This window comes from Arthrobacter pityocampae, assembly GCF_002927275.1.
Taxonomy (GTDB): domain Bacteria; phylum Actinomycetota; class Actinomycetes; order Actinomycetales; family Micrococcaceae; genus Arthrobacter_D; species Arthrobacter_D pityocampae.
The window spans coordinates 1-5,469 of record NZ_PRKW01000011.1 but is presented as its reverse complement, the minus strand read 5'-3'; the positions used below and the strand labels follow the sequence as shown (position 1 = coordinate 5,469).

4 tRNA genes and 3 rRNA genes are annotated in these 5,469 nt (G+C 52.3%); all 7 read left to right on the top strand.

The features are described from left to right. Positions 1-2,504, top strand: a 23S ribosomal RNA gene (locus C4K88_RS17960); the annotation flags it as partial. A 134-nt stretch (positions 2,505-2,638) separates the two neighbouring features. Beyond that, a 5S ribosomal RNA gene (gene rrf / locus C4K88_RS17955) occupies positions 2,639-2,754 on the top strand. 449 nt (positions 2,755-3,203) lie between these two features. Next, a 16S ribosomal RNA gene (locus tag C4K88_RS17950) occupies positions 3,204-4,740 on the top strand. A gap of 85 nt (positions 4,741-4,825) precedes the next feature. Next, a tRNA-Ile gene (locus C4K88_RS17945) sits at positions 4,826-4,902 on the top strand. 24 nt (positions 4,903-4,926) lie between these two features. Beyond that, positions 4,927-5,002: transfer RNA gene (locus C4K88_RS17940), tRNA-Ala, on the top strand. A 72-nt stretch (positions 5,003-5,074) separates the two neighbouring features. Continuing rightward, positions 5,075-5,150: transfer RNA gene (locus C4K88_RS17935), tRNA-Glu, on the top strand. A gap of 3 nt (positions 5,151-5,153) precedes the next feature. Then, positions 5,154-5,229: transfer RNA gene (locus C4K88_RS17930), tRNA-Gly, on the top strand. Positions 5,230-5,469 lie beyond the last annotated feature (240 nt).

Sequence of the window (5,469 nt, the reverse complement as noted above, 5' to 3'; positions counted from 1 at the left end):
CTGAATATGGGGGGACCATCCTCCAAGGCTAAATACTACTGACTGACCGATAGTGAACTAGTACCGTGAGGGAAAGGCGAAAAGAACCCCGGAGAGGGGAGTGAAATAGATCCTGAAACCGTATGCGTACAAGCAGTGGGAGCCTACTTGTTAGGTGACTGCGTACCTTTTGTATAATGGGTCAGCGACTTATATTCAGTGGCGAGCTTAACCGAATAGGGGAGGCGTAGCGAAAGCGAGTCTTAATAGGGCGTTTAGTCGCTGGGTATAGACCCGAAACCGGGCGATCTATCCATGGGCAGGTTGAAGGTTAGGTAACACTGACTGGAGGACCGAACCGACTACCGTTGAAAAGTTAGCGGATGACCTGTGGATCGGAGTGAAAGGCTAATCAAGCTCGGAGATAGCTGGTTCTCCTCGAAAGCTATTTAGGTAGCGCCTCATGTATCACTGTAGGGGGTAGAGCACTGTTTCGGCTAGGGGGTCATCCCGACTTACCAAACCGATGCAAACTCCGAATACCTACAAGTGCCGAGCATGGGAGACACACGGCGGGTGCTAACGTCCGTCGTGAAAAGGGAAACAACCCAGACCGTCAGCTAAGGTCCCAAAGTCATGGTTAAGTGGGAAACGATGTGGGAAGGCTTAGACAGCTAGGAGGTTGGCTTAGAAGCAGCCACCCTTTAAAGAAAGCGTAATAGCTCACTAGTCGAGTCGGCCTGCGCGGAAGATGTAACGGGGCTCAAACCATGCACCGAAGCTACGGGTATCACCTTTTGGTGATGCGGTAGAGGAGCGTTCTGTAAGCCTGTGAAGGTGAGTTGAGAAGCTTGCTGGAGGTATCAGAAGTGCGAATGCTGACATGAGTAACGACAATGCGAGTGAAAAACTCGCACGCCGAAAGACCAAGGTTTCCTGCGCAACGTTAATCGACGCAGGGTTAGTCGGTCCCTAAGGCGAGGCTGAAAAGCGTAGTCGATGGAAAACAGGTTAATATTCCTGTACTTCCAGTTATTGCGATGGAGGGACGGAGAAGGTTAGGCCAGCCTGGCGTTGGTTGTCCAGGTTTAAGGTGGTAGGCTGAAATCTTAGGCAAATCCGGGATTTCAAGGCCGAGAGCTGATGACGAGTTGCCTTTAGGCGACGAAGTGGTTGATACCATGCTTCCAAGAAAAGCTCCTAAGCTTCAGATAACTGGGAACCGTACCCCAAACCGACACAGGTGATCAGGTAGAGAATACCAAGGCGCTTGAGAGAACTCGGGTGAAGGAACTAGGCAAAATGGCACCGTAACTTCGGGAGAAGGTGCGCCGGCGAGGGTTAAGGACTTGCTCCGTAAGCCCATGCCGGTCGAAGATACCAGGCCGCTGCGACTGTTTATTAAAAACACAGCACTCTGCAAACACGAAAGTGGACGTATAGGGTGTGACGCCTGCCCGGTGCCGGAAGGTTAATTGATGGGGTTAGCGCAAGCGAAGCTCTTGATCGAAGCCCCGGTAAACGGCGGCCGTAACTATAACGGTCCTAAGGTAGCGAAATTCCTTGTCGGGTAAGTTCCGACCTGCACGAATGGCGTAACGATGGCGGCGCTGTCTCCACCCGAGACTCAGTGAAATTGAAATCGCTGTGAAGATGCAGTGTATCCGCGGCTAGACGGAAAGACCCCGTGAACCTTTACTATAGCTTTGCACTGGACTTTGAATTTGCTTGTGTAGGATAGGTGGGAGGCTTTGAAGTGGGGACGCCAGTTCTCATGGAGCCATCCTTGAAATACCACCCTGGCAACTTTGAGGTTCTAACTCAGGTCCGTTATCCGGATCGAGGACAGTGTATGGTGGGTAGTTTGACTGGGGCGGTCTCCTCCCAAAGAGTAACGGAGGAGTACGAAGGTGCGCTCAGACCGGTCGGAAATCGGTCGTAGAGTATAAAGGCAAAAGCGCGCTTGACTGCGAGACACACACGTCGAGCAGGTACGAAAGTAGGTCTTAGTGATCCGGTGGTTCTGTATGGAAGGGCCATCGCTCAACGGATAAAAGGTACTCCGGGGATAACAGGCTGATACCGCCCAAGAGTTCATATCGACGGCGGTGTTTGGCACCTCGATGTCGGCTCATCACATCCTGGGGCTGAAGCCGGTCCCAAGGGTATGGCTGTTCGCCATTTAAAGTGGTACGCGAGCTGGGTTTAGAACGTCGTGAGACAGTTCGGTCCCTATCTGCCGTGGACGTTTGAGATTTGAGAGGGGCTGCTCCTAGTACGAGAGGACCGGAGTGGACGAACCTCTGGTGTTCCGGTTGTCACGCCAGTGGCATTGCCGGGTAGCTATGTTCGGAAGAGATAACCGCTGAAAGCATCTAAGCGGGAAACTTGCCTCAAGATGAGATCTCACTGGGATCTTGAATCCCCTAAAGGGCCGTCGAAGACTACGACGTTGATAGGTTGGGTGTGTAAGCGCTGTGAGGCGTTGAGCTAACCAATACTAATTGCCCGTGAGGCTTGACCATATAACACCCAAGCAATTTGCTGACGCAGATTGCGGTGGTGAAGATGATACGAACCGAAAGTTCGCAACGAACCACAAACATCACATATCCGGATTCGCTGGGCTGTCCATCTGGACATTCTGGCTACAGAATTTCTTGACGACCATAGAGCATTGGAACCACCTGATCCCATCCCGAACTCAGCAGTGAAACGATGCATCGCCGATGGTAGTGTGGGGTTTCCCCATGTGAGAGTAGGTCATCGTCAAGATTCATTTCGCAAAACCCCTATCTGCGCATGCAGGTAGGGGTTTTGTCTTTAAGTAGAAGCTCATGCTTCTTCCTGGTAAGCCGCAAGGTCAGCCAGCTGCAGCAAAAAGGTGGTTGACAGCGTTTTTGAATGCTGTATTATTCACCTCCCGCGACGAGAGATCGAAGCGAGTTAAGTGTTTGAAGTTAAACGAGTTTCTCGCAAAAAACTTCAAAATAAACGCTTGACAGGCTCTGAGGAAAGCGTAGAATGCGCGCCTCGGTTGAGACGAAAAGCTCTTAACCAAACGCTCTTTAACAAATCGAATCAAGCAATTCGTGTGGGTGCTTGTGAGTATGGACTGATAGTCAAAAAGATTATCATCATCACAAGTGACCATGCGAGAAATCACATAGTCATTTGAGATTGCTGAGCCAAGTTTAGGGCTTCTTAAAAACCCAAGCAGTATTGAACTGAAGAGTTTGATCATGGCTCAGATTGAACGCTGGCGGCAGGCCTAACACATGCAAGTCGAGCGGATGAGAAGAGCTTGCTCTTCGATTCAGCGGCGGACGGGTGAGTAATGCCTAGGAATCTGCCTGGTAGTGGGGGACAACGTTTCGAAAGGAACGCTAATACCGCATACGTCCTACGGGAGAAAGCAGGGGACCTTCGGGCCTTGCGCTATCAGATGAGCCTAGGTCGGATTAGCTAGTTGGTGAGGTAATGGCTCACCAAGGCGACGATCCGTAACTGGTCTGAGAGGATGATCAGTCACACTGGAACTGAGACACGGTCCAGACTCCTACGGGAGGCAGCAGTGGGGAATATTGGACAATGGGCGAAAGCCTGATCCAGCCATGCCGCGTGTGTGAAGAAGGTCTTCGGATTGTAAAGCACTTTAAGTTGGGAGGAAGGGCATTAACCTAATACGTTAGTGTTTTGACGTTACCGACAGAATAAGCACCGGCTAACTCTGTGCCAGCAGCCGCGGTAATACAGAGGGTGCAAGCGTTAATCGGAATTACTGGGCGTAAAGCGCGCGTAGGTGGTTTGTTAAGTTGGATGTGAAAGCCCCGGGCTCAACCTGGGAACTGCATCCAAAACTGGCAAGCTAGAGTACGGTAGAGGGTGGTGGAATTTCCTGTGTAGCGGTGAAATGCGTAGATATAGGAAGGAACACCAGTGGCGAAGGCGACCACCTGGACTGATACTGACACTGAGGTGCGAAAGCGTGGGGAGCAAACAGGATTAGATACCCTGGTAGTCCACGCCGTAAACGATGTCAACTAGCCGTTGGAATCCTTGAGATTTTAGTGGCGCAGCTAACGCATTAAGTTGACCGCCTGGGGAGTACGGCCGCAAGGTTAAAACTCAAATGAATTGACGGGGGCCCGCACAAGCGGTGGAGCATGTGGTTTAATTCGAAGCAACGCGAAGAACCTTACCAGGCCTTGACATGCAGAGAACTTTCCAGAGATGGATTGGTGCCTTCGGGAACTCTGACACAGGTGCTGCATGGCTGTCGTCAGCTCGTGTCGTGAGATGTTGGGTTAAGTCCCGTAACGAGCGCAACCCTTGTCCTTAGTTACCAGCACGTTATGGTGGGCACTCTAAGGAGACTGCCGGTGACAAACCGGAGGAAGGTGGGGATGACGTCAAGTCATCATGGCCCTTACGGCCTGGGCTACACACGTGCTACAATGGTCGGTACAGAGGGTTGCCAAGCCGCGAGGTGGAGCTAATCTCACAAAACCGATCGTAGTCCGGATCGCAGTCTGCAACTCGACTGCGTGAAGTCGGAATCGCTAGTAATCGCGAATCAGAATGTCGCGGTGAATACGTTCCCGGGCCTTGTACACACCGCCCGTCACACCATGGGAGTGGGTTGCACCAGAAGTAGCTAGTCTAACCTTCGGGAGGACGGTTACCACGGTGTGATTCATGACTGGGGTGAAGTCGTAACAAGGTAGCCGTAGGGGAACCTGCGGCTGGATCACCTCCTTAATCGACGACATCAGCCTGCTGATGAGCTCCCACACGAATTGCTTGATTCATTGTAAAAGACGATGCTGTAAAGCGACCCTGTTATAGGTCTGTAGCTCAGTTGGTTAGAGCGCACCCCTGATAAGGGTGAGGTCGGCAGTTCAAATCTGCCCAGACCTACCATTACATGGTTTAGCCGTAGAATACGGGGCCATAGCTCAGCTGGGAGAGCGCCTGCCTTGCACGCAGGAGGTCAGCGGTTCGATCCCGCTTAGCTCCACCAAATTCCGCTCGTCAGCCACGGCTGGCAAGCAAGACCGGGTCCAGCAACCGGGTCTTGAAGGTAAGAAGGTTCGTCCCCTTCGTCTAGTGGCCTAGGACACCGCCCTTTCACGGCGGTAACAGGGGTTCGAGTCCCCTAGGGGACGCCATTTGCGGGAATAGCTCAGTTGGTAGAGCACGACCTTGCCAAGGTCGGGGTCGCGAGTTCGAGTCTCGTTTCCCGCTCCAATACAAAACGCACCAAGGAATTCTAAAGTTCCTTTGGTGCGTTTTTTTTTGGCTCCGGAATAGCGGGGCCATGGCTATACCGCCATGGCCGCCCCTTAGCGGTATTCGATGGTGAAGTTCAATGCGCCTTTGGCCTCGCCGGGCGTCACCGTTGCTTCGGTCTGATAATACCGGGCACGCAGATCGATGCGTGTGTTGCCGGGGGTAAGGGGCACCATATCCACGAACTCTTCGAGTTTT